We start from the raw sequence: 23,345 nt of genomic DNA on the forward strand, positions 1-23,345 counted from the left end.
CAATAAGAACTACTTTACTTCTAGAACTAATGCGTAAAAAGCATCTCCATTAGATAGGTTCTCTTTCTTTTCATCCATCCACCATACACCATAAGAATAATAATAAATTCCTTTTTGTGTTGGTGCGGAAAAACTATTTTCTTTAACTTTGATTTCATTCTCATTATTTTCATTCATTTGGATAAGATGAAATTCATTTGGTTTAGGTTCATAATCCATTATAAAAGATATTTTCTCACCAGGTATTACTTTGATTGGTTCTTTTCCCTTTAAAAGCTCAATAGGTCCAGCCGTATCAATGCATGTACCTTTCCAACAATAAGCACCAAGTTTTGTTTCATACCTTTCATTTCCAATAGTTATATATACCTCAGGAGGTTTATCTCCAGACATGTCCTTAGAGCATCCCATACTGATAAGAACAAAAAGCACGATGAATAAATAAAAACATTTTTTCATAACCAACCCCCTTTATAGTTAAAGACGTATAAAATAAAGAAAGGTTACTCATTTAGAAATTAAACCAAACTGTTCTGTTATTAGGTCTGCCCTATAAATAAAAAGGCTATATTCTAAGGTAATCCATCTGCTGGAAAGCTAATTTTTTTCTTGGGTCTTTGTTTGGATACTAAGCACAAAACTAATAAATGCTGCGATGCTGCAAACATACGGAAGGAAAGGGTATCCCCAGTTAGATATAACATAGCCACCTATCATTGAACCAATCGTAATACCAATATAAAGAGCCGTATTATTCCACGCCATGACAATTCCTCGTTCCTTTGGATATTCGACTGCTAATCGCGCTTGGTATGACGTAAATCCTGCATACCCAACCAAAGCCCATATAAACAGAAAAAGATAAATCCAATCGCCAGACGAAAAGAATATTCCTACACAAACGAGTATTACACTCAAAAAGATAAGTGTAGCTTTCGAAATCTTCCTTACTCCAAACCTATCTGTGAATTGTCCACTTGTAAGACTTCCTAAAACCGCACCAATACCATAAAAAGTAACAGCTATTGCAATTTTTGATGATGAGAATCTATTTTCGGAATAAAGAGCCGCACCTAAGTAAACATAAAGAGCATACATTGAAATCGCCCAAATCGAGGTAACACTTACTGAACCAAGTATTCTTAGCAAATTTCCTTCTACTTGATTTCTTGTCAAATCACTTATTGAAACATATTTCCATGTTTTGAAATTTACTACTGCCATTATCATCCCGACAACAGCCATTACAACAAATACGGAACGCCAACCAAGAAAATGCTCTAGTAACGTGCCGATAGGTGCTCCTGCCCAAAGAGCTGTTAAATGTCCTGAAACAACAATAGAGAGCCAAGTTCCTCTCCGATTAGATGGTGCAATATCCCCGATAATGGCATAAATCAAAGGGGTAATCGCAGCTACCGACAAACCAGCTAAAATACGACTCATGATTAACCAGGAAAAAGAAGGTGAGAAAGCAGTTAAGGTATTAGAGAAGGAAAATAACAATAACCCAAACGTAATAAAAATCCCTTTTCCATTTTTATCTGAAGCCCAACCAAAGAGAGGTGCTGCAATTGCATATGTTACAGCAAAAACCGTTATCATCCATCCTGTCATCGCTGGATTTACATTATACGCTTCCGAAATGAACGGTAATAACGGAGATACGACAAATAAATCTGTACCTATTAGAAACAAAGTGATCCAACCAACACTTAAACTAACTCTCCCTCGTGAGCTCATTCCATCCCCCCGTTTACCATTATTATTCTATGTATATTTTTTAGAATCCTAATTGTTCAAATAAACTGAACGTTAGATAAAGGACGATAAATAAAAAAGGCTGCTTAATAAGCAACCGATCTTCTTCATGATCATCCCATTCAATTTTACTGTCGTTCGGGTTTATTTTCTTCACTAAGACGGACGATCACATCAACGACTTCTTCAATCGGTACGGTGGCGTCGATTATGATTCCGTTTTTGGGGATGTCTTCTTTCGTTTGGTGTAGTCGTACAATGAGTTCCCGTTCCGTTTTTCTTCCCTTTCCGCCCCACTCATCTTCTGGTCGCTCGTCAAGGCGCCGGTTCAATGTGTCAAGGCCGACCTCGAGGACAAACACGCCGTCAAATAGATCTATGAATTTCGAAAAGTTCCTAGAACCACCGCAAAAAAAGGTTACCTCCTCATCCTTGTTGGCGACCAAATCTTTTACTTTATCTACATGCCAAATGTGGTGCTCGTGCGTGACACCTTCTGTCCGTGTTCCAGTTTCCGGATCACCTTGATAAGCCAATTCACGGTCACCATTAATAGCATTGTAGCCGCGCCGCTGCAATTCTTTACAGACCGAAGTTTTGCCAGTGCCTGAAACGCCTTCAATTAAATAATTCCTAATTCCCATGACTATCCCCCCGTTTCTGTCGCTAATCCTTATTCCCGTACTACTGCACTCTTTAAGTGAATAGCGGCAAAATAATATTCAATCCTTTTTTCACAATAAAACCTAAAGTTTCCCATTTAAATGCCGATAAACATCTTAGAGGAAACTAAAGGAGCAGACTTAAGATGAAACATACGGTTTCGCATGGCAATCAATTAAATCCATATGATCTCCTAGTACAAATAGATGTATTAAAAAGTGAATTGATCGAATTCGGGCTATACTTAGGCCTAAATCACCCTATTACAGTGTCATTGAGTCAAAGTTTAGACGAAAAGCTTACAGAGTTTCAAAAAATTGATTTTATGGAGATAAAAAAATTACTAAATGATCCTTCTGAGGCTCTTGTTCATCAATAGAGTCTTTTTTATGTCTTTCAAAAGCAGCCATTCACAATTACTCATCATTGTGAAATGTTGCTCTTGTTATTTCTTCTTTATTGTTTCCAATTATAATGATTTCGTAGGTTTCATTTTCTTTTAATAAAGCAGGTAAGTTATTTGAAGTAATACTCTCATTAGCGATACTAATAAGCTCATTTAGATGGTCATCACCCATTACATTCGTTTTTTCAAATGATGTTTTTACTATTATTTTAATAGGTTCAGGACTGAAGTCTATGGCTATCCCCGTGTATTCACTATTATTTTTTAACGTATCGTCAATTTCTTGAGTAACGTCCATCCATTTTTTCTGATAATCATACGGTGGAACAGGCTGAATAGCATCTTCTTCAAAGTATGGAAATTTAACCCCAAAGAATAGTAGCAAGATCATAAAAAAGATAATAGAAGCTACTACTAGAGCGTCTTTCCCTTTTTTATTCTTTGCTTCTATTTCAGTTTTATATTTTCGTTGAATTTCCCTCATTTTTGAATCTACTTTCATAGAAAACCCCTTTATAAGTTAATTAAGTACATTAAAAAATTGATAATAAAAAACCTACATATAAAATTTACCATATTTTAGTTAGTATTAATTATTTTTTATAAAATGTTCCATTTCGTAAAAACTGTATTCTGGCAGATTGCTAGCAAAATGCGTTTATATAAAATGATAAAAAATAGTAAAGGTGAACTTCTTTTGTATTAACGCCAGTTAGATTATTGATAACACTACCTTATACTACTCATAAAAAGAAATCGAATTAGATTGCTACTTATTTTTGTGTGCGTTTATATCTCATATGGAGTTAGCAGATCACCCATTTATATACGAGAAATAAAGGTATAATGACACTATGAAAGTACCATTATACCTTTTAATGTTTGGTTTTATTTAGAATCAGCGGACCTCCAAATTTGCCGCCAATTTATTTTCTTTTGCCACTTTCCCTAAAAGATACGCGCTATTCTTAGGAATTCTTTCTTGTGTGGTACGATCAACTTCAATTAATCCAAACTGCATGCCATACCCTGATTGCCATTCAATAGGGACATGGGTAGGGACATGGGGACAGGTCCGTCGTCCCACCATTTATTGGAAATCAACAAAGATTACATAAGATACACATAATTTTGATTAAAAAATTCCCCACTTATCAAAAAGCAGGGAATTTTTTATTTAGGTTGATAAATATAAAACCTTGACCGAACACTCAACCTACCTTCTCAAAAAGTTCAACACAATTTCTTCCCTTCCGCTTTGCGGCATAAAGGGCTTGATCAGCTTCTCTTATGAGAGTTTGCAAGGCTGCTTGATCAGCTTCACCACTTATCAAGACAGAAGATATACCAAAGCTTGACGTAACCGTAATTTCCTTCTCCAAATAGCGTACAACCGTCTGAGATATATTCCTTCGAATAAAATCTGCCATCTTCTCCGCTGCAAGTAAGGACGCATCAGGCATACATAGGATAAATTCCTCCCCGCCATACCTCCCAACAATATCACGAGATCCCAGACATTTCTTCACCACACTAGCAACACGTGCTAAAACCAAATCTCCTGCTTCATGTCCGAATGTATCATTAATGCTTTTAAAATGGTCAATATCAAACATGATAATGGATATGTTTTCACCCTTTTTATTTAAAGAATCTACAAGTCTCTCAGATTCTTCCATAAAAAAGTGACGATTATAGAGTTGTGTTAACCCGTCAATACGAGCTAAATATTGTAACTTTTCTTGTAAATCAACTCTCTCGCTCACATCAACAAACGTGATAATTTTCATGAGTTTATGTTTATTTTTCACATTTGAAAACCGAATATGATAATAGGTGTTTTCAATTGATGAAGTTGATTGAAAGTCACATTCTTTTTCAAGTAAGACGATTTCAGCAAGGTGTGTCCCTCTTCCTATAACATCCACGATAGGCTTTCCAATACATTGAGAGCTTAAGGTTGAAATGATATCAAGCATAGCGTGGTTATAATCAACAAGCAATCCATCTTGATTTAAAACAATAACCCCCTCTCTCATATGTTCAAACACTGTCTCTCTCGCAACAGGTGTAACCCGAAACATTTGATAAGAAAAAAGGGCTGCACCATGAAGGATAAAAGAAATACTCATAGAAACCGGTCCCAAATCAATACCATATGGACTCAAATTATTTAAATAAAAATAGTTTGCTATGATTGGCACCATAATTCCTGCTACCATCAATATCATTTGCATACGAAATCGAAATAATGTTGTTTTTCTCAATTCCAAACCTAACGAAATCATACTCACCATGAAACACAAAAAGAAATAAATCGAATGAACATAAAACCAAGGACCGTATTCCAACTTCAAGATCGGAAATGGACTGTCACGATTTAATTCAATCGATGTGTAATAAAGGTGATGAAGCTCGTTTGTGGCATGCATAAAGATTGTCAAAATTGGAAGTAGAAATAAAAGATAGTACATCCATTGTTTTAATTTTTGCCCCACATACCCTAAGCACATCAACAGGATGAATGTCGGAATGAATGGCAAAACAAGATATTCGACACTTAACCAAATGAGGATTTTCTCCAAAGTTGTACTTGATAACTCAACAGCATAGGAAAATGTGAAAATAGCTGAAAATAAGGTGACGAATATATACGGCTTACCCCCTGGAACATCCTTCAGGCGAAAATAAGCGTACAAACATAACAAAGAACTTAAAATTCCGGCTAAACTAACGACCACTATGTATACGAAAGCTTCATTAGGCATAAATTCAACTCCATTGATTGGAAAAAACAGACTTTCAATTCATATTATAAAGCAGAAAAGGAAATATTGACTAGTACGAAGGTATTACTAAAGTTGTTTTTATTAAAAAAATCTACAACATCATTCGTAATTTTGTCGTTCATACTGGTGACTCAGGTATATATTCTTCATTATGTGAAAAGATGTAAAAACAAAAACCATTTATGATCATTCAATTAAACTTTATACGAAATATGATAAACAGGGGGAATCATATCATGATCTATGTGTATCATGATTTTGGCGGGACACACACTACATCATTAGCAGCAGCATATCATCTAAACATTGTAAGTAATCCGGAGAAGGTATTAGATAAAAAAGAAATTCTAAACATTCCATATTTTAATAAATTATCAAAACATGATGCGGGCAAATTTATCTTTCATGGAATTGATCAAGATGGCCATTCTGTTTATACACTTGGGAAAAGATCGTCCAAACTTGTGCTCCCCTCCCTTTCTCACTTCAGTGAAATATTAACAGAGCGTAATCAGCTTAACGAGAGAATTATTTTTTCAAACACATCACCTGTTGTACCTTTCGCAATGACTGTCGGCGGTTTTTTTTCACGGGGATTAAAGCTCGATGCTATTGGTGTACCATTGCTCATTATTGGTGCTAAACAATGCTGTCTGCATATTAGCCAGCTCGTTGAACAAACAAAGGAAATCGCTAAGAAAACAGCAGAACAACAGGTCATAACGATTGATAATCATAAGTTTCAAGCGTAATGATCGTTTTACATCCTACATGATCTATACGTTTTTCAAAATGCTGCTTCTTTCTCAAGCAAAATTGACTTCATCCTATAGGCGGAATATAATAAAAATACTACAAACGTAAGTTTAAAGGTGGTTATGATGAAAAATATCCCGCAAATTTCAGATGCTGAATTAGAAGTAATGAAAATCGTATGGAAACACCCTTCGATCAATACAAATGAGGTGATCGAAAAGTTATCTAAAACGAGTGATTGGAGCCCTAAAACCATTCAAACGATGCTATTGCGATTAATTAAAAAAGGCGCCCTCAAAAACCATAAAGAAGGCCGTATCTTTGTTTATACAGCAAATGTTGAGGAAAGTGATTATATAGAAGTAGAGAGTCATAGTTTTTTAAATCGGTTTTATAATGGTACTCTCAATTCCATGGTCTTAAACTTCTTGGAAAAAGATAAGCTGTCAGAGCATGAAATTAATGAGTTGTATCAAATTTTAGAAGGTCGCAAGAATAAAGGGAAAGAATAATATGGGCAATTCTTTCTTCACTCTTTTCTTCATTAGTAACATAATTGTATCTGTGATCTTTTGTATCATTTTTGTTATTAAAAAGGGATTAAAAAAGCAAATCACTGTCAATACCCACTATCACATCAGTCTAATTTCACTTTTGGTTTTGTTTGCACCTTTTATCCCCTTGCAATTCCTTGAAATCAACTCATTTTTTCGTCATTTCATAAACTTTGGAGTTGATCATTTAAGCAAAACCAACTTCGATTCTACAGCAAATATGTCAGAAACGTTTTTTCAACATGGAAATTGGCAACAAAACTTTTCCAATTCTATCGAACAATCACCGTTAAACATGCTGGATTCTGTCTTTATTTGCCTATGGGTAATAGGAATGATTGTCATTTTGCTGGCTACTTTTTCTAGTAATTTAAGAATCCATAAGATAAAAAAGAGTTTACTAGTTAATGAAAACCGAGATTTAACAAACCTACTTACAGCCTGTAAAAAAGATATAGATTTTCATAAAAAGGTCATTTTAGCCTATTCACCTTTGGTAAAGTCCCCCATGACGTTTGGGTTTTTCAAACGATATATTGTCTTACCAATCGATCGTTCAATGCTTACTGATGACGATATGAAAAGTGTGTTACTACACGAATTGGTTCATTGTAAACGTAATGATATTCTCATCAATTATATAATGGGTCTATCCAGAATTGTTTATTGGTTTAATCCTATCGTTTGGTACTTCTTAAAAGAAATGCAAACAGAGATGGAGATAACTTGCGATTATGCTGTTTTAAAAAAGCTTGATGAAGATTCTCAGCTTAAGTATGGTGAAGTTATTTTAAAATTTGCTTCCCAATCAAAACAAACTACACCATTAGTTGCTGCATCAGAAATTAGCAGCTCGTATAAACAAGTAAAACGACGTATTGTCACCATTGTAAATTTCCAAGAAGAAACAACAAAGCAAAAAGTAAAAAGCGGACTAATCTTTACAGCTGTTCTTGCGATCATTGTAGGTAGTATTCCTTCAATACCTGTACTTGCTTTCAACAAAGACACACATTCATTTTCGCATCAACATATTGTTAACAAAGATTATTCTCCTTTTTTTACAGATGTTACAGGAAGTGCCGTTTTATACGACACCAATATGGATCAGTACATGATATATAATGAGGACGAAAGTACTACGAGGTATGCTCCCAATTCTACTTATAAAATTTTCAGTGCATTGTTTGCGTTAGAAAATGGGATTATTTCAAAAGAAAATTCCGAAATAGCCTGGGACGGAACAATACACGAATATGATAAATGGAATCAAAACCAGGATTTATTTAAGGCTATGAAAAACTCGACCACATGGTATTTTCAGCATCTTGACAAGCAGATCGGTAAAAAGAAGTTGCAAACTTACTTTGAACAATTGAATTACGGAAACAAAGATATGTCAAATAACATAACTGATTATTGGATGGATGGCTCACTAAAAATCTCCCCAATTGAACAAATCGGTATGTTGGAAAAGTTTTATCATAATGATTTTTCTTTTGATCCATCTACTATTCAAACTGTCAAAGACTCAATACTACTAGAAGAAACAAATGAACATCGATTATCCGGAAAAACGGGAACTGCAGAAGTAAACGGTAAAAATATTGATGGGTGGTTTATTGGATATGTAGAAACTGCAGATAATACGTTCTTTTTTGCTGTACACATACAAGGTAAAAAAGATGCTGGAGGAAGTACTGCATCTGAAATCGCCCTTTCCATATTGAAGAAGGAAGGTATTATTAAATCATCGTAAATCTTGAAAGAATCAATTATCCCCACAGATTAACATCTGTGGGTTTTTTATTATGATGATGTAAAACACTCACAATAAAAGTGTTGACTACAAAAACTTACATGTGTAATATTTTAAGTATTACATATGTAAGTTTTATTCGAATAAAGCAAAATTAACAAAGAAAGAGGTAAATTGTAATGAAAACAAAAAACAAACTGACATCTGTGTTATTCCTTTCCTTTCTAGTTCTGATGGGATGTTCAAATGATCCAGCACAATCAACTCAATCTGAACAACAAAAAAATGAACCTGCTGGTCAGGATGAATTTTCTAAACTTGAAGAAAAATATGATGCTAAGCTGGGAGTTTACGCTCTGGACACCGGAACAGACGAGGCCATTTCCTATCGACCTGATGAACGATTTGCCTATGCATCAACTAGTAAAGCTTTGGCAGTAGGTGTCCTATTGCAGCAGAAATCTATTGAAGATCTGAACGAAAAGATCTCCTATTCCCGTGATGATCTTGTTACATATAGTCCAATTACAGAACAACATGTCGATACCGGTATGACACTTCGGGATCTTTCTGATGCATCATTACGCTACAGTGACAATACCGCTGCAAATCTCATTTTTGAGACAATTGGTGGAGCCGAAGAATTTAAACAAGCCTTACGACAAATCGGTGACGATGTTACAAACCCTGAACGAATGGAACCAGAATTAAACGATGTATCCCCCGGTGAAACCCATGATACAAGTACAGCAAAAGCACTTGCTGCAAGCCTTCAGACTTTTGCACTTGAAGATGCTCTTCCACCTGCGAAACGTGAGCTTTTAGTTGACTGGATGAAGCGAAATACAACCGGTGATGCATTAATTCGTGCCGGAGTACCAAAAGGTTGGGAAGTAGCAGATAAAACCGGAGCAGCATCTTACGGCACTCGAAATGATATTGCAATTATTTGGCCACCAAATGAAGATCCAATTGTTTTAGCCATTCTATCAAGCAAAAATGAAAAAGATGCCACTTATGATAATAAGCTCATTGCAGAAGCAACAAAGGCCGTATTTGCAGCTTTTGAGAAAAAATAATTACGAACTTTCATAATCCCTCTCCTCTCAAGACAAACTAATCTAAGCATTGTATTTTTTTGTCTCGGGAGGAGTAACTTTTGAATCAAACCTGGCTCTCATTATTACCTTTCATTATCGTTATTGGCATGTCTGTTTGGCTAAAAAATATCCTGCCTGGTTTAGTTGTTGGAATATTAGTCGGATCGATTCTGGTTTCCTCCGATCTACTTTCTGGAACAGAGCAAGCTGTACTCTACATTGTCACCACCCTTTCTGATGAAACAAATATTAAGATCATCGTTTTTTTATATTTATTTGGCGGTCTTGTCGGGATGATGAATATATCTGGCGGCATTAAGGGGTTTTCAGAATGGGCCGGATCGAAAATTCGCACTGAACGGGGGCTTCTCGTCTTTATTTGGCTTACCCTTCCCTTCACGTTCATGATGCCAATGTTTCGGATTATGATGATAGGACCGATTATTAAATCCCTTATCAAAAAAATGAACCTTTCCAAGCAAAAAGTAGGGTTAACATTGGATATCTCAACAGAGTCCATCATCGTACTGTTGCCGGTTGCAACAGCTTTTGTGGGTTTTATGGTGTCTTTAGTGGAAGGCGGCATAAGTGAATTAAATTTAGGTATGTCTCCTTATGAGGTATTCTTATTAAGTATTTTGTTTAACTTTTATGCGATCGTTATGCTTCTCATCGGAATTGTGCAGACGTTTTGGACACCTAAAAAATCTAAAACCGACAAGCGAGGAAAAAAAGATTTGGAAGATGAAGAACACGAATTTCACCGCATGGGAATTAAAAAAGAATTGTCCCTTGTAAAAGCACAGCCATGGCATTTAATTGTTCCTGTCTTTTTATTGCTTTCATTATCTTTATCTTTATTATGGCAAAACGGTATAGCTCAGGGGGCTAAAACGATTTTCCAGGCCTTTTCTATGGCGGATGCTACATTTGTCATGCTTCTGGCTGTTTTTATCACGCTTATTTTAACTTTTGTTTTTTATGTATTTAGATGTGTGAAAATGAACGAAACGCTATACCATTTTTACGACGGCGGTAATCAGATGATGGAAGCGATCAGCCTCCTTATTCTCATATGGGCCTTAACCTTAGCAGCTGAAGATCTTGGTTTTTCCGAGTTTATTAGCAGTTCACTAGGAAGCTTTTTGCCAGCCTATCTGACTCCTGCCGCTATATTTGTTCTTGGATCTGTTGTCGGTTACTTTATCGGAAGCTCCTGGGGAACGTGGGGATTGTTCATGCCACTCGGCATCACACTAGCCGTATCCACCGGAGCCTCCATTCCATTAACAGTCGGTGCAGTATTCGCCAGCGGAGCATTCGGTGCACTAACCTCCCCGCTAGGCGACACAACCATCACAACCGCATCCATTCTCGACATGGACCTCATCGATTACGCACGCTATAAACTAAAAATCTCCACAATCGGCGGAATTATTGCAGCTATATTATTTGTTGTAACTGCCTTGTGGACCTGAGGGACAGGTTCGTTGTCCCTCCATTTATTGGAAAATCAAATTAAATAATTCCACTCTCTTTCATAAGTTGTCTCCTCAAACTCCTGAGCTGAACTTTTTCTACCTATACCTTTCCCTTTTACAAGTTTGATAGTAAAAAAGAATTTCAGTTATCACGTGTATAATTAACCTATATAATAAGGAAAACATTACTAATTATAAGAAGGAGACATTCTCTTGGGTAAAGCTATGTTTTTTAATATTCCAGCTCATGGTCATACAAACCCAACTCTCGCTTTAGTCGAAGAGTTAATTCACCAAGGAGAAGAGGTGCTTTACTACTCTTTTCCTGATTTAAAGGAAAAAATTGAAGAAACTGGTGCTACATATATGCCTTATAGCATCAGTCGTTTAGAGGATACAAATTATACAGAAGAACAGCTAAAATACTTCCCCATTGTTTTTAGGGTTTGTATTGAAAGCACCGAAAAAATGTTAGACTTTTTATTACACGAAGTCGACAGAGAAAAACCTGACTATATTATTCATGATTCTTTAGCAACTTGGGGTAAATATGTAGGTCAAATTAAAAAGATCCCTACCATTTGTTCCACAACTACCTTTCCTTTTCATGAATCATTCTTAAATATTCCAAAAGAGTTCCTCAATTTAATGGTTCAGTTTGCAAGAGGAGATTTAAAACATCTTGTTAAAGCATTAAGCATTCAACACCATTTATGCAAAAAATACAATATAAAGAAACCTCCTCTTTTAGATGCTTTGAGTAGTAGTGAAAAATTGAATATAGTCTTTACTGCTGCGGAATTTACTCCAAACAAAAATGTGTTTGATCATACATATTGTTTTGTTGGCCCTTCTATATCGGACCGAAAAGAAGGAGAAATCGTTACACTATCTAAAAGTAAAAAACCAATCGTTTATATTTCTTTGGGAAGTATATTTGGAGATAACAAAAAATTTTACGAAGACTGCTTTCAAGCTTTTAAAGATATCGAAGCAACGTTCATCTTATCTTTAGGAAATAAAATGAACGAATCTGATTTTTCTTTTATACCTGAAAACTTTATTCTTTATAACTATGTAAACCAAATAGACTTACTGCAAAAAGTAGACATATTCGTTACACATGGAGGAATGAATAGTGCTCAAGAAAGTTTGTATTTTAAAGTCCCTTTAATCCTGTATCCTCAACAACAGGAACAAGAAATGATCGCACAACAAGTTGAACGTTTAGGCTGTGGCATCCATTTAAAAGAATGTAACTCAGAAACTATGAAACAATCATTACTAAACCTATTAAACAATAAAAAATACAAACAAAACTGCACCGAATTTGGAACCCTCCTCCAAGAAAAAGGCGGCTACAAACGCGCCGTATCAGAAATCATGAAATTTGGACACAGGGACAGGTTCGCTGTCCCACCATTTACTGGAAATCACCAATGAAACAACATGTCAATAAAGATGCAGGTTAAAATCTGCATCTTTATTTCTGTTCACTATATTCTTTTTCCGTACCATCTGCAAACTCAACTTCTACTTTGATTCTCGTATAATCATCGTTAATCTCAAAGACATCTTTCACTTCACTTAGGACATCTTCATTTTTTGTGTTTTGATCAAATGTTAATTTTTCAAATTTTGGTTTCAGCTCTTCAAAAGCCTCGTCACCTGTAAGATTGTTTTGATTTAACGTATCTTCAATCTCTGCTTCCATACCTTCCTGCTCATTATCATAATCAACATCATAATTTTTGTTATCCGGATAATCTACGTCTAAGTCAAAATTAGTAAAATGAAACGTTGCTTCAGCATTTTCATTTTGATCAACGGTATCTTGATTTGCTGAATCATCCTTCTCCACAGGAGCTGCCGGTGGAGGATCTGACACTTCATCATTGTTACAAGCTTGTATAATGCAAACAGTTGCTAATAATAAGGCTAGATTGATTAACTTTTTCATTAAAATCACTCCTTTTTTATTGTTAGCTTTGACATTCCCCTTTTTATTCATACCACTTCCCGAATTCTTCTCTTTACCTTTATTTGGACTCAAAATTAAATAAAAATAGGGAACCCTTATATACTGGTTCCCTATTTTTATAAAAAAATTCCTCTTTTGATTATTTTATGGCTATGTATATCTCAATTTTTCCATCAGGATCATATTTCTCAAAATCGTATGTGTACGCTCTTTTCAATGTACCTGAATTCTCACGTTCCCAAATCAGTTTCCAAGTGTTTATAATACCTTGTTCATCTTCTGTGTCCACTTTGAAGATTTCATACTTTTCATGATCTGGTATTTCTAGTGAAGGGTCACTTTTGCTATCTTCAATTGCAATACTTAATCGGTAATCACCTTTATAGTCACTTTCGTAATCATGATAAACACCGTAGATATTCATACCTTGATCAGGTAAATGATTAGAAGCTTCCTTCCACAAACCTGTGATCTTTTCCACCAAGAGGTTATCGTTAAAATTATTTGTTTTTATACTATTAATCATTTTTAATCTCATTCAGTTTCTTCACTCCATCCTGTATTTATCTAAATGATCATTCTACAAAAAACGATCATTTCCTTCTTTTTCCTAATAAATAAACAAATCTTTAATTGGTCAAACTTTAATTTTACATCGAAGCAAATTCAGTCATAGTTTCTGTCATATTTTCCTTCCCCCACTCCCTCTCAAAATACCCGACCACAACCGGAAAACTCTCAAACTCCTTCCTCATCTCCCGAAACGAAATCACACCATTCCCTCTTGTAAGCTTAAAATCCAAGGAATATTCCATGCAGTTTATTGGGATATCTTGAAATGTTTTCATGTAGAATTTGGTAGCTTGTTCCTTACTTCCAGCAAAGATAAAAACAAATTCATTCTCATTCATCTTCAGTGAATAAATATGTATCTTTTGAAAACCTAATCTATTCTCTTCAATTAATTCCGCCACTTTCCGCTGATCAGCTTGATCAAAGTCTATTTTGGATACATCGTCTTCTAATGATATTTTCTTTTCCTCAAGTAAATGGCATATATAATGGGCCAATGAAGATTCCTCATCACGTATAGATTCCAGGTAAAGGTCTTTTACAATCATATATAACACCTCGATATAAGAATTTTACATCTTCGTTCTTGCTGTTATTCAAAGCGAAACTTTGTACGATTACTCCTCAATCTTTCCTGTAAACTCGTTATAATTCACATTGACTGAGCCAACAGGACCATTACGGTTTTTTGAAAGAATAAGTTCAAGTGACCGATCCTCCGTTTCCTTGTCGTAATATGCTTCACGATACAAAAACATGATGACATCGGCATCCTGTTCTATACTGCCTGATTCCCGAATATCTGACATCATCGGCCGTTTATTTGCTCTTGATTCTACCGAGCGATTTAACTGAGCCAAGCAAATAACGGCACAATCAAAATCCTTTGCCATCGTTTTGAGTGATTTTGAAATTTCTGTTACTTGTAAATGAGCATTCCCGCCATATGTTTCACTGGATTGAATGAGGGTTAAATAATCAATCAAAAGAATTGGTTTTTTCGTTGGAAATTGGTTGATTATTTTTCTGGTTTTCGCTCTCATCTCAGCGATTGTTTGTCCTGCTCCATCAAAAATCTGCATAGATGTTTCATTCAGTTCACCAATGACATCTGACCATTTCTTCTTTTGTTTTTCACTTAGCATTCGTTTAGGTTCCCTCATTTTACTGCGGTTAATGTTACCTGTTGATGCAATTAATCGTTTTGTTATTAAGGTTTCCGGCATTTCCAATGAGAAGATTAGCGGTAAATATCCTGCCCATCCCGCCAATTTGGCGAAGTGAAGCATAACATCAGTTTTACCCATTGATGGTCTTGCTGCGATGATTGTTACTTCCCCACTCTGAAAGCCACCCGTCATTTCGTCGAGCTTTTTGATGCCTGTTGGCACACCTTTCGAAAATGGTTGATCCTCCCAAGGTGCATCATAGATATTTAGCAACGCTTGTTCCAGTGATGTATGATCATCCATCTTGGCTTGATTAATTTTATCCAGTTCAGAAATGACCTTAGCAATCTCCCAATCATTCGCTGCCGCAATGGTTAAAATATTTCGCTTTTCCCGTTCCTTCCAAAGGTCTAGCATGAGCTTTTCTAGTACTTCAAATTTATCAACATCTGCAAATGATTCAAGCTCCCTAAGATAAGTCATACCGCCAAAAGATTCAAGGTCTGGTAAGGTTGTCAAGGAGACTAAATCCGTGCTCTTTCCCGCTCGGTTTAATTTCACCATTCTGTGCATTAACTCTTTATGACGTGTACTTTCTAGTTGCTCAGGTTGAATCACCGTATCTTTAAGCAGATACTCAGCCTGCATCAACGTTCCTAAGAAACCTTTTTCTGCAAGATTCATCACTCTTCACCAGCCGTTAGATCAAGATCAAATCCACGCGGGATATCTCTCCCGGTTGGAAAAGAGTGAGTTGTATTTCTTGTGTTCTGGTCCTGCTTTTTGCTTTTTTGATAATCCTCAATTTCTTCAACGGTCAATAACGATTCATTCTCCCAGTTTTTAAGAATGCCAACAACATAGTTTAGCTTGCGCTTGTTATTTGAGCAGGCGATTATTAAGGCTTTTAAAATAACGTCTTTTGGCTTTGAAAAGGTGGAATCGTCCAACCAAGCTAACAGCTGATGTTTAGCATTTATGTTTGATAATCCAAACCCATTATTGTCCCAAAACTCAACAATCTCTTTCACATCATTTGGATTTTGATTATGCATTTGTCCTCGCGTATTAGGATTACTCTCTATATTTGTTTTAAGAGCTTTTTGTTGTTGTTTTTTTTCTTTTTCTTCTTCTTTTTTTTGCCTACGTATCGTTACATCTGGTGCAAACGTATCGTCCCTTGCCTCATAATGACCATTTCGGTCACCAAACTTTTCGTAAAGACTACGAATTTCAGGTCTTTTAATAGAATCCAAAACATATGAAATAAGCGTGGGATCTTCAACTTTTCTTAATTCTGAATGAATACAATCCATGACAGGTTTACCACCTCGACTATGAATCCTATCTGCCCAATGTGTTATTACAACCTCTCTTGTTTCTGGATTGTAACGAATCAAATTATGCTGCTGTTCTAAACTTTCCATTAACGATTCAACATGGTCTAACGAAAGCCCCATTTCCACTGCTATTTGTTTCTTTAAAATTCGATAGATTCCAATTTGAGTTGTATGATAATTTGTCAGAAGATAAATATATAAATACCTTTCATATGCTGACAACTCCTCCCCCACAATCGGTGTCATCCAAAAATCAGTGTTAAACATTCGGTATCTCGCCATAGTTCATCACTACCCTTTCTTCTGATAAGTTATCTTTCACCCTCTATATATAAAAATTAGGAAGAAGAGTAGCGTAATTTTTAAAAAAATATATAATTTTTTTAAAAATAAAAACTTATACTAGTCTCGGCAAGTTATTTGAAGTAAGTGGTGTCGAACTTTGACAAATAGTAAATAAATTTTGATAATCGAAAATAGATCAAAAAAAAAAAACAATAAAGCTTATTACTTATCTTTTTTATCGTCGAGCACTGTATGCGCTCCCTATTTGTATGCCAATGAAAGAAAGAGAGGAATCCCTCCTTTTAACTGCTTTAATATGCAGGTAAACGATTCCAACAATATAAATGAAACCATTCATGAACGTAAACCGTATTAAGAATATACACAAACCGAAGGGAGAGCATCATGATCAATATTCTTATCTTTTCTCTTATTATTGGGCTAATTTCAGCCATTCTGATTATTCCTTTTACAAAGAAAAAGCCATCAAAAAAAGAAACCAAAACGGCTCAAAAACCGCTCAGTATAGGGGCTATTAGCGCACTACTCGCCTTCATTATGATCGGTACGTTTGCGTTTTATTACATTAGCAATTTAGATCGAAATATATCATCATTATGGATTTTTATGATTGTTGTTTCTGCATTGGGAGCAGCGATTGCTTCAGGAAAGGAAAAAATAATAAAGGGCGTTATTTTCTTAGGAAGTTTAGTATTTGGTCTATATCTTCTCTCAGCACCTTTCTTTAATGCAAATGAAAAATTCGAATATGCTGATATGAAGGAGTCAGTTGAAATTAAAGCCTTTGATGAAACCAAAACACCAGCAAGTGTACCGCCGGAGTTTGCTAGAAATAAGATGAAAAAGGCATTTGGTCAAGTACCAAATACGAGTTATTATGAACTGGGACATCTACAAATTCAAAAAGTAAATGGCGAATTTGTATATATTGCACCTGTTGAATTTTCAGGATTTTTCAAATGGCTAAACGGTGATGAAATACCTGGATATTTCACGTTAAGTGCTACTGATTCATCTAAAAATCCTAAATTCATTAAATCTGAAATGACCTATACACCCTCCTCTTATTTTAATAAAAAAGTAGAGCGTCATATTCGAATGAACTATCCTAAACATATTTTTTATGGAGATGTTCAGTTAGAGATTGATGAAGAAGGAAAACCATATTACATCCGTACTTACGGCCAATTTGTTTCAGCACGTAATGGTTTCAAGGTGGAAGGAATTGTTATGGTTGATCCTAAAAACGGGGAGACTCAAGACTATAAACTAGCTGACGTCCCTTCTTTCATTGATGGAGCTGTTTCCCCTGAAACGGTTAGCTTACAGAACAGCTACTATGGAAATTATATACATGGATTTTGGAATAGTATGTTTGGCAAATCTGATGTAAAACTACCATCTGACGAAGGAACGGAAGCCAATGTTAGTCCAATTTTTGACGAAAATGGAGACATGTATTACTTTACCGATTTTACCAGCCCTAAAGAAGGCGTTGATTCTATGTTGGGATATTCACTCACTAACTCAAGAACGGGTAAAGCCACTTACTATACTGGAAATCTTGAAGAATCATATATGGATTCCCAAGGAGCTCTGCAAATCATCGAAAAGAAATTCATCGAAAAAAAATGGCATGGCGAAATGCCTGTTTTATATAATTTCTATGGAGAAGCCAGCTGGTTAACACCTGTTTTGGACTCGAACGGATTTTTACAAAATTACTTTATTGTTTCTGCTGCCAACCCGGAAATATCTGTATATGCCGCTACACCTAACGAAGCATTAAAGAATTATAAAATCGCCTTGCAAAAAGGTGGAAGCAGTGTAGATGGAACATCTAATGCAGAAGAAAAAACTGTAACAGGAACAGTTGTTCGTGTTTACAAAGAAAAAACCGGTGATTTTACTGTTGTTTCATTCCTTTTAGACAATCGTAAAAATTTCGTCATCTCATCTGAAAATCAACCGTTGGCCATATACCTGCAGGAAAACGATAAAGTCACGATAACCTTTCTCGAAACGGGTGAAAGTTTCTTGCCAGTGAAAAAAATGGTGATTGACGGGTTGGAATAAGGCCTTTAATAAAAACACCTAAAAACAATAGCCTATAAAAAAGAAACTCGCCAAATTAGGCGGGTTCTTTTTTTTTCACTTTCTCAACAAAAATTGTGATGAATTATATGAATAAAAATATCCCCAAACCACCTATTATAGAACGCAACACAATTGCTTTAGAAACGTTTATTATTTGCGTAAGCTCTTCCCATTGACGAAGGTGAAAACTTTATTTTATATATACCTCTGAGCTCTAACTTAACTTTTCCTGTTAAATAAGCACCTTGTCTGTTATGTTCTTCCTCTCTTTCAACACCATTTTCAATTAATTGATCTAAATCCCAATCAATCCATTCACCATACGTTTTTGCCCACTCGCTCAATTCTCTTTTTAACTCTATGGAGATTGGAATATCTTCTAAATTAAAATTACATCCGCATTGATTACACCAAATAGGGTCAGCTCCAACATCACCTTCGACCTTTAACTTATATGTTTCTTGTTGTTCACTAAAACACATCATTTTCGGCTCCTCTGTTAAAAACTTTTTTCTTTTTAGTATATATTCAAGTCAATTAGTTGCATATCCTTTCTCAACAAACCCCCAACATACTTCAAAACAAAAGGCGAATACCCTTGTTCAGCATTCGCCTCAATTTCAAACAACTACAAGAATAATTCTCTTTTTTAAGATTCAATCTTTTTAAAATAACATTTATTGTTAGTAAGACAATAGCTCCAAATCCATAAATGGATGAGTTGCACGAATCCCCTACTTTGTTTAGCTATTTAAATACTACGCTGTTTTACTTGTTGTACAACCTTTTGTTTAAATTCTACAAATAAAACACTTTCAGATTGTTGATTCCCATGCTTTCTTACATTTATAGCATTCTCTTCAACTTCCTTATCCCCAATTATGAGAGTATATGGAATTTTCTTCATTTGTGCTTCTCTAATCTTGTATCCTAGCTTCTCACTTCGCTCGTCTATATTTACTCTTATTCCTAATCGTTTAAGTTCTGATTGGATCATCAAACAATAATCCATATGGACGTTTGATACGGGAATAATTTGTACTTGCTTTGGTGAAAGCCATATTGGAAAAGCACCTGCAAAGTGTTCAATTAATATGCCAAAGAATCGATCAATCGAGCCAAAAATTGCACGATGAATAACAACTGGACGAACCTTTTCATTATTTTCATTTATATAAGTTAAATCAAATTTTTCTGGCATTTGAAAATCAAGTTGAATTGTTCCACATTGATGACTTCGTCTTAATGCATCTCTAATATGAAAATCAATTTTTGGTCCATAAAATGCTCCATCACCTTCATTTAACTGATAATTAACCTTTAATTTTTTAAGTACATTTTTTAATGAATTCTCGGAAACTTCCCAAAGGTTATCTTCGCCTAATGAATCCACTGGACGTGTAGAAAGCTCAACGGAATATTCAAACCCAAAAGTACGATATACTTCGTCAATTAACAGAAACACTTGTTCAATTTCACTTTCAATTTGATCTTCACGTACAAAGATGTGTGCATCATCCTGACAGAAAGTACGAACTCTGAGTAAACCATTCAGCGCGCCACTGTATTCATGACGATGAACTTGACCAAACTCTGCCATTCGAATCGGTAAATCACGATAGGAGTAAAGATCATTTTTAAATATCAACATATGTCCAGGACAATTCATTGGTTTCAACGCAAATTTTGTATGATCGACATCAGAGAAATACATATTTTCGTGATAATGCTCCCAATGACCTGATTTCTCCCATAGTTGTTGATTCATCATAAATGGAGTGCGAACTTCATCATAATAGGCTTTGCTTTGAATCTCTCGCGAAAATTTTTCTAGTTCGTTTCTAATGATTTGGCCATTTGGTAAATAAAAAGGCATCCCTGGTGCTTCATCCGAAAACATAAATAATTCTAATTGCTTCCCTAGCTTACGATGATCTCGCTTTGCAGCTTCTTCTAAAAAGTGTAGATGCTGCTTTAAATCTTTTTTCTGTTTAAAAGCAACGCCATAGACACGTTGGAGAACTTCATTTTCACTATCACCACGCCAATAAGCACCTGAGACATGAGTTAATTTAAATGCCTTTATTAAGCCAGTAGAAGGTAGATGTGGTCCTCGACATAGATCTATAAATTCTCCTTGTTGATATAGTGAAATTTTCTCTTCTTTCGAACGAAGGTCCTTTAATATTTCTAATTTAAATGATTCGCCCTTTTCTTCAAATAACTTTTCAGCTTCGTCAAAAGAAACTTCTATTCGGTTGAATTCTAAATTCTCGCTTATGATGTTTTCCATCTCTTTTTCAATCGCAAGTAAATCATCAGTAGTCAAGCTGTGTCCTAGTTTTAGATCATAATAAAATCCATTTTCAATGACTGGTCCTATTGCTAATTGCACATTACCATAAATTCTTTTAATCGCTTGTGCTAATATATGTGCAGACGAGTGACGAAAAATCGATAATCCTTCATCTGAATCGATTGTTAGAACTGTTACTTCAGCATCCTTTTCTAATTTGTAAGTTAAATCAACAAGTTGTTCATCTACTTTTCCTGCAACTGCATTTCTTCCTAAAATTGAGCTGATCGATTCTGCAACATCTGAAATTGTACATCCTTTGTTATACTCCCTAACCTGACCGTCTGGAAATGTAAGTTTGATTAATTGTTCTTTCATTGATAGAAACTCTCCTTTTATTTTAGTTATATAAAAAACACACCCATCCCTATATAAGGGACGAGTGTGTTTATTACCCGTGGTTCCACCCAATTTCCCATAAGCGAATAAGCTCATGGCTTTGGTGCTGTAACGCAGCATGTACGGTATTGGATACTTTAGTTCCCCAATACAGCTCTAAGGTGGTAAATTATTTTCCTAAGTTGGGAAGCTCTCACCTTTCCTTCCCTCTCTGAAAATCGTAAAAATAATTCTTGTCCTTTTCTTCGCAAATTTATCTAGTTTTAAATATAAAAAAACACACTCATCCCTAAACAAGGGACGAGTGTGTTATACCCGTGGTTCCACCCAATTTCCCATAAGCGAATAAGCTCATGGCTTTGGTGCTGTAACGCAGCATGTACGGTATTGGATACTTTAGTTCCCCAATACAGCTCTAAGGTGGTAAATTATTTTCCTAAGTTGGGAAGCTCTCACCTTTCCTTCCCTCTCTGAAAACCGTAAAAATAATTCTTGTCCTTTTTTTCGCAAATTTATCTAGTTTTAAATATAAAAAAACACACTCATCCCTAAACAAGGGACGAGTGTGTTATACCCGTGGTTCCACCCAATTTCCCATAAGCGAATAAGCTCATGGCTTTGGTGCTGTAACGCAGCATGTACGGTATTGGATACTTTAGTTCCCCAATACAGCTCTAAGGTGGTAAATTATTTTCCTAAATTGGGAAGCTCTCACCTTTCCTTCCCTCTCTGAAAATCGTAAAAATAATTCTTGTCCTTTTCAGTGCATTTATAAAAATGAAATGATATGTCGTAATTTATTTTTTTAAAATTCTATAATATAATTTCAAAAAATGCAATATCAAATTTGGAATTTTTTATAAAAACCAATTTCTTAGTTTAGGTACATTTTTCTCAAAGTTAGTACAGGCAGATTTTGTTTTAATGCTCATTATAGACTCTACCGTAACTAAAGTTCTGCTCCAATCTGGCCCGATTAAAAAATAAGAACTAAAGCTATTCATCAAGTAAACCCAGTTATTTTAAATGCAATGTTTCACAACCCTCGTTTTGAAGCTGTTTCCCAAGCAGATAGGAATTCTTCTATTGTTGAATATCTTTCCACTCTATCTAATTTAACTGCCTTAATTGCTACTTGATAAAGTTCCTGTCCAGCATCCCACTTTGAAAATGAGCGGTCAAGTTCTCCGCCCAACAGTCCAAATGCGATTGCTCCCATATTAAATACGTTTGTTCTTTCGTCAATTTTAGCACCTAATTCAAATTCTTCCGGGGACATAAATCTTGATGATCCCCACAGTCGCCCTATTGGATTGATAAATGGTTTTTTCTTGTATAAATCAATGTCACAAATCTTCGTGATATTATTTTTAAAGTCGTATAAAATACTTCCGTCGTAAAAATCAACTGCTACATAATCATTCCTTTCTACATGTAGATGGAATTCTACTATACCTTTAAATGACTTTAAACGTTGTTCAATTGGTAATTGTTTAAACCGATAAAAAGGTGAATCATGGTGAGTGTATTTATGTGGTGGCGGGAATGACCAATGGGAGTGAAGACATTCACCTTCAAACCACTCAAAAACCAACACATAACCTTTATCCATCTCAAAATGATCAAGTAAATTTATCAAGTGTTTATGTTGCAAATTTTCATACAGGGGAATTGAATTCTTTAATATCTCGATCGCATTTTCTGGTTGTCCCGTATATTCTTTTGTTTTTGCACCAGCAAACTTCACAAATTTTTTCACTCCATCTTTTTCAATACCAAAACATATATTCCCTGAGTCTTGCTCATCAAAAACACTGAAAACTTCTCCCATATCTGTTAGCCATTCGAAGTTATGTTTTTCTCTTAATTGAAAGGATACTTTATCTAAATTGATAACCTGCATATCACCCATTTA

At 35.2% G+C, this 23,345-nt stretch carries 23 protein-coding genes and 3 other annotated features; of the genes, 8 read left to right on the forward strand and 15 right to left on the reverse strand.

Annotation, left to right across the window (positions count from 1 at the left end; translation table 11 throughout):
* Positions 1–9 precede the first annotated feature (9 nt).
* From LC095_RS22185 to LC095_RS22195, 4 genes are all read right to left on the reverse strand, one after another.
* On the reverse strand, positions 10–459 hold the full coding sequence (locus tag LC095_RS22185; protein ID WP_226530248.1) for a hypothetical protein: 450 nt from the start codon (positions 457–459) through the stop codon (positions 10–12).
* Positions 460–597: 138 nt separating this feature from the next.
* Positions 598–1,743, reverse strand: a complete 1,146-nt coding sequence (locus tag LC095_RS22190; protein WP_226530249.1) for an MFS transporter — start codon at positions 1,741–1,743, stop codon at positions 598–600.
* Positions 1,744–1,783: 40 nt separating this feature from the next.
* Positions 1,784–1,918: a hypothetical protein gene (locus tag LC095_RS26960; RefSeq protein WP_264196162.1), complete on the reverse strand. Its 135-nt coding sequence runs from the start codon at positions 1,916–1,918 to the stop codon at positions 1,784–1,786.
* Positions 1,890–2,405: an AAA family ATPase gene (locus tag LC095_RS22195; RefSeq protein ID WP_226530250.1), complete on the reverse strand. Its 516-nt coding sequence runs from the start codon at positions 2,403–2,405 to the stop codon at positions 1,890–1,892. The genes LC095_RS26960 and LC095_RS22195 overlap by 29 nt, the downstream gene beginning before the upstream one ends.
* A gap of 164 nt (positions 2,406–2,569) precedes the next feature.
* Between LC095_RS22195 and LC095_RS22200 the strand changes: the two genes are divergently transcribed.
* Positions 2,570–2,803: an aspartyl-phosphate phosphatase Spo0E family protein gene (locus tag LC095_RS22200; protein ID WP_226530251.1), complete on the forward strand. Its 234-nt coding sequence runs from the start codon at positions 2,570–2,572 to the stop codon at positions 2,801–2,803.
* A 37-nt stretch (positions 2,804–2,840) separates the two neighbouring features.
* Here the strand turns inward: LC095_RS22200 and LC095_RS22205 are convergent, their stop codons facing one another.
* From LC095_RS22205 to LC095_RS22215, 3 genes are all read right to left on the reverse strand, one after another.
* Positions 2,841–3,332 carry a hypothetical protein gene (locus tag LC095_RS22205; protein WP_226530252.1) on the reverse strand — a complete coding sequence of 164 codons (492 nt, stop codon included), beginning with the start codon at positions 3,330–3,332 and terminating at the stop codon, positions 2,841–2,843.
* A 396-nt stretch (positions 3,333–3,728) separates the two neighbouring features.
* Entirely contained in the window at positions 3,729–3,920 is a 192-nt protein-coding gene (locus LC095_RS22210) for a family 1 glycosylhydrolase (protein WP_226530253.1), read from the reverse strand.
* A 121-nt stretch (positions 3,921–4,041) separates the two neighbouring features.
* The gene (locus LC095_RS22215; RefSeq protein WP_226530254.1) at positions 4,042–5,598 is read right to left on the reverse strand and encodes a histidine kinase N-terminal 7TM domain-containing protein; all 1,557 of its coding nucleotides are present in this window, start codon (positions 5,596–5,598) and stop codon (positions 4,042–4,044) included.
* A 257-nt stretch (positions 5,599–5,855) separates the two neighbouring features.
* Here LC095_RS22215 and LC095_RS22220 point away from each other — a divergent pair, with 257 nt between their 5' ends.
* From LC095_RS22220 to LC095_RS22245, 6 genes are all read left to right on the forward strand, one after another.
* Positions 5,856–6,371 (forward strand): DUF3189 family protein, encoded by a 516-nt coding sequence (locus tag LC095_RS22220; RefSeq protein ID WP_226530255.1) that lies wholly within the window; start codon positions 5,856–5,858, stop codon positions 6,369–6,371.
* Between the two features lie 129 nt (positions 6,372–6,500).
* Positions 6,501–6,887: a BlaI/MecI/CopY family transcriptional regulator gene (locus LC095_RS22225; RefSeq protein WP_226530256.1), complete on the forward strand. Its 387-nt coding sequence runs from the start codon at positions 6,501–6,503 to the stop codon at positions 6,885–6,887.
* Position 6,888: 1 nt separating this feature from the next.
* Complete coding sequence (locus LC095_RS22230; protein WP_226530257.1) at positions 6,889–8,688, forward strand: BlaR1 family beta-lactam sensor/signal transducer; 1,800 nt, start codon at positions 6,889–6,891, stop codon at positions 8,686–8,688.
* Positions 8,689–8,867: 179 nt separating this feature from the next.
* The gene (bla, locus tag LC095_RS22235) at positions 8,868–9,767 is read left to right on the forward strand and encodes a class A beta-lactamase (RefSeq protein ID WP_226530258.1); all 900 of its coding nucleotides are present in this window, start codon (positions 8,868–8,870) and stop codon (positions 9,765–9,767) included.
* A gap of 80 nt (positions 9,768–9,847) precedes the next feature.
* Entirely contained in the window at positions 9,848–11,266 is a 1,419-nt protein-coding gene (locus LC095_RS22240; RefSeq protein ID WP_226530259.1) for a Na+/H+ antiporter NhaC family protein, read from the forward strand.
* 216 nt (positions 11,267–11,482) lie between these two features.
* Positions 11,483–12,712, forward strand: a complete 1,230-nt coding sequence (locus tag LC095_RS22245; protein ID WP_226530260.1) for a macrolide family glycosyltransferase — start codon at positions 11,483–11,485, stop codon at positions 12,710–12,712.
* A 40-nt stretch (positions 12,713–12,752) separates the two neighbouring features.
* Here the strand turns inward: LC095_RS22245 and LC095_RS22250 are convergent, their stop codons facing one another.
* The 5 genes from LC095_RS22250 to LC095_RS22270 all read right to left on the reverse strand — a co-directional run bounded on the left by LC095_RS22250 (position 12,753) and on the right by LC095_RS22270 (position 16,599).
* Positions 12,753–13,229: a YusW family protein gene (locus LC095_RS22250; RefSeq protein ID WP_226530261.1), complete on the reverse strand. Its 477-nt coding sequence runs from the start codon at positions 13,227–13,229 to the stop codon at positions 12,753–12,755.
* 160 nt (positions 13,230–13,389) lie between these two features.
* On the reverse strand, positions 13,390–13,788 hold the full coding sequence (locus LC095_RS22255) for an effector binding domain-containing protein (protein WP_226530262.1): 399 nt from the start codon (positions 13,786–13,788) through the stop codon (positions 13,390–13,392).
* Positions 13,789–13,900: 112 nt separating this feature from the next.
* Positions 13,901–14,371 carry a hypothetical protein gene (locus LC095_RS22260; protein ID WP_226530263.1) on the reverse strand — a complete coding sequence of 157 codons (471 nt, stop codon included), beginning with the start codon at positions 14,369–14,371 and terminating at the stop codon, positions 13,901–13,903.
* A 69-nt stretch (positions 14,372–14,440) separates the two neighbouring features.
* Positions 14,441–15,676, reverse strand: a complete 1,236-nt coding sequence (locus LC095_RS22265) for a replicative DNA helicase (protein ID WP_226530264.1) — start codon at positions 15,674–15,676, stop codon at positions 14,441–14,443.
* Complete coding sequence (locus LC095_RS22270; RefSeq protein WP_226530265.1) at positions 15,676–16,599, reverse strand: DnaD domain-containing protein; 924 nt, start codon at positions 16,597–16,599, stop codon at positions 15,676–15,678. Before LC095_RS22270 ends, LC095_RS22265 begins: the two co-directional genes overlap by 1 nt.
* A gap of 423 nt (positions 16,600–17,022) precedes the next feature.
* Here LC095_RS22270 and LC095_RS22275 point away from each other — a divergent pair, with 423 nt between their 5' ends.
* On the forward strand, positions 17,023–18,714 hold the full coding sequence (locus LC095_RS22275; protein ID WP_226530266.1) for a hypothetical protein: 1,692 nt from the start codon (positions 17,023–17,025) through the stop codon (positions 18,712–18,714).
* A gap of 158 nt (positions 18,715–18,872) precedes the next feature.
* Here LC095_RS22275 and LC095_RS22280 read toward each other — a convergent pair whose 3' ends face one another.
* The 3 genes from LC095_RS22280 to LC095_RS22290 all read right to left on the reverse strand — a co-directional run bounded on the left by LC095_RS22280 (position 18,873) and on the right by LC095_RS22290 (position 23,342).
* Positions 18,873–19,217: a hypothetical protein gene (locus LC095_RS22280; protein WP_319005835.1), complete on the reverse strand. Its 345-nt coding sequence runs from the start codon at positions 19,215–19,217 to the stop codon at positions 18,873–18,875.
* A 269-nt stretch (positions 19,218–19,486) separates the two neighbouring features.
* Positions 19,487–21,409 (reverse strand): threonine--tRNA ligase, encoded by a 1,923-nt coding sequence (thrS, locus tag LC095_RS22285; RefSeq protein ID WP_226530268.1) that lies wholly within the window; start codon positions 21,407–21,409, stop codon positions 19,487–19,489.
* 53 nt (positions 21,410–21,462) lie between these two features.
* Positions 21,463–21,685, reverse strand: a binding site (T-box leader).
* 38 nt (positions 21,686–21,723) lie between these two features.
* Positions 21,724–21,944 (reverse strand) — a binding site (T-box leader).
* A 38-nt stretch (positions 21,945–21,982) separates the two neighbouring features.
* Positions 21,983–22,203: a binding site (T-box leader), on the reverse strand.
* Between the two features lie 263 nt (positions 22,204–22,466).
* The gene (locus LC095_RS22290; protein ID WP_226530269.1) at positions 22,467–23,342 is read right to left on the reverse strand and encodes a protein kinase domain-containing protein; all 876 of its coding nucleotides are present in this window, start codon (positions 23,340–23,342) and stop codon (positions 22,467–22,469) included.
* Between the last annotated feature and the right edge of the window lie 3 nt (positions 23,343–23,345).

Source organism: Metabacillus niabensis, assembly GCF_020524345.1.
Taxonomy (GTDB): Bacteria; Bacillota; Bacilli; order Bacillales; family Bacillaceae; genus Metabacillus; species Metabacillus niabensis_B.

What these genes read in the sequence shown, in the direction of transcription:
- LC095_RS22185 (WP_226530248.1), bottom strand. Translation starts at nt 459, where the DNA reads ATGAAAAAATGTTTTTATTTATTCATCGTGCTTTTTGTTCTTATCAGT.
- LC095_RS22190 (WP_226530249.1), bottom strand. Translation starts at nt 1,743, where the DNA reads ATGAGCTCACGAGGGAGAGTTAGTTTAAGTGTTGGTTGGATCACTTTG.
- LC095_RS22195 (WP_226530250.1), bottom strand. Translation starts at nt 2,405, where the DNA reads ATGGGAATTAGGAATTATTTAATTGAAGGCGTTTCAGGCACTGGCAAA.
- LC095_RS22200 (WP_226530251.1), top strand. Translation starts at nt 2,570, where the DNA reads ATGAAACATACGGTTTCGCATGGCAATCAATTAAATCCATATGATCTC.
- LC095_RS22205 (WP_226530252.1), bottom strand. Translation starts at nt 3,332, where the DNA reads ATGAAAGTAGATTCAAAAATGAGGGAAATTCAACGAAAATATAAAACT.
- LC095_RS22210 (WP_226530253.1), bottom strand. Translation starts at nt 3,920, where the DNA reads ATGGTGGGACGACGGACCTGTCCCCATGTCCCTACCCATGTCCCTATT.
- LC095_RS22215 (WP_226530254.1), bottom strand. Translation starts at nt 5,598, where the DNA reads ATGCCTAATGAAGCTTTCGTATACATAGTGGTCGTTAGTTTAGCCGGA.
- LC095_RS22220 (WP_226530255.1), top strand. Translation starts at nt 5,856, where the DNA reads ATGATCTATGTGTATCATGATTTTGGCGGGACACACACTACATCATTA.
- LC095_RS22225 (WP_226530256.1), top strand. Translation starts at nt 6,501, where the DNA reads ATGAAAAATATCCCGCAAATTTCAGATGCTGAATTAGAAGTAATGAAA.
- LC095_RS22230 (WP_226530257.1), top strand. Translation starts at nt 6,889, where the DNA reads ATGGGCAATTCTTTCTTCACTCTTTTCTTCATTAGTAACATAATTGTA.
- bla (WP_226530258.1), top strand. Translation starts at nt 8,868, where the DNA reads ATGAAAACAAAAAACAAACTGACATCTGTGTTATTCCTTTCCTTTCTA.
- LC095_RS22250 (WP_226530261.1), bottom strand. Translation starts at nt 13,229, where the DNA reads ATGAAAAAGTTAATCAATCTAGCCTTATTATTAGCAACTGTTTGCATT.
- LC095_RS22255 (WP_226530262.1), bottom strand. Translation starts at nt 13,788, where the DNA reads ATGAGATTAAAAATGATTAATAGTATAAAAACAAATAATTTTAACGAT.
- LC095_RS22260 (WP_226530263.1), bottom strand. Translation starts at nt 14,371, where the DNA reads ATGATTGTAAAAGACCTTTACCTGGAATCTATACGTGATGAGGAATCT.
- LC095_RS22265 (WP_226530264.1), bottom strand. Translation starts at nt 15,676, where the DNA reads ATGAATCTTGCAGAAAAAGGTTTCTTAGGAACGTTGATGCAGGCTGAG.
- LC095_RS22270 (WP_226530265.1), bottom strand. Translation starts at nt 16,599, where the DNA reads ATGTTTAACACTGATTTTTGGATGACACCGATTGTGGGGGAGGAGTTG.
- LC095_RS22275 (WP_226530266.1), top strand. Translation starts at nt 17,023, where the DNA reads ATGATCAATATTCTTATCTTTTCTCTTATTATTGGGCTAATTTCAGCC.
- LC095_RS22280 (WP_319005835.1), bottom strand. Translation starts at nt 19,217, where the DNA reads ATGTGTTTTAGTGAACAACAAGAAACATATAAGTTAAAGGTCGAAGGT.
- thrS (WP_226530268.1), bottom strand. Translation starts at nt 21,409, where the DNA reads ATGAAAGAACAATTAATCAAACTTACATTTCCAGACGGTCAGGTTAGG.
- LC095_RS22290 (WP_226530269.1), bottom strand. Translation starts at nt 23,342, where the DNA reads ATGGGTGATATGCAGGTTATCAATTTAGATAAAGTATCCTTTCAATTA.